We start from the raw sequence: 511 nt of genomic DNA, 5'->3' as shown, positions 1-511 counted from the left end.
GGTCAAGCCGACACACATGATCGGCGGCTACGCGCAACTGGCCTACGGCTTCAATTACTACGGCACGGTGGGCTCGAACCGCGATGAGTTCCTGCTGGTGCGCAAGATGAAGAACGTCGACTGGCTCGACAGCGAAGAAACGCCCGTAGGCAACCTGCCTTCACCAGTCAATGCGCCAGTCAATGCGCCAGTCAATGCGGCAGCCCGCGAAGGAGAAACGTCATGAAGGTGCGCGCACAGATCGCGATGGTGTTGAACCTCGACAAGTGCATCGGCTGCCACACGTGCTCGGTCACCTGCAAGAACGTCTGGACGAGCCGCGAAGGCATGGAATACGCGTGGTTCAACAATGTCGAAACCAAGCCCGGCATCGGCTATCCGAAGGAGTGGGAGAACCAGCAGAAGTGGCGCGGCGGCTGGGTGCGCAAGGCCGACGGCAAGATCGAGCCGCGCCTCGGCAGCAAATGGCGCCTGCTCTCGAAGATCTTCGCCAACCCGCATCTGCCCGAGA

At 61.1% G+C, this 511-nt stretch carries 1 protein-coding gene and 1 pseudogene; both read left to right on the top strand.

The window, feature by feature from the left end; translation table 11 throughout:
• A partial coding sequence (locus tag HV773_RS36630; protein ID WP_175198573.1) for a hypothetical protein occupies positions 1–226 on the top strand: 226 nt, incomplete at its 5' end.
• Positions 223–511 (top strand): annotated as a pseudogene (narH, locus tag HV773_RS36625) (nitrate reductase subunit beta); the annotation flags it as partial. The gene HV773_RS36630 and the pseudogene narH, both read left to right, overlap by 4 nt.

The organism is Paraburkholderia caffeinitolerans, from assembly GCF_902859945.1.
Classification (GTDB): Bacteria; Pseudomonadota; Gammaproteobacteria; order Burkholderiales; family Burkholderiaceae; genus Paraburkholderia; species Paraburkholderia caffeinitolerans.
Note: the sequence above shows the minus strand (reverse complement) of the source record. Positions and strands in the feature narration are given on the sequence as shown.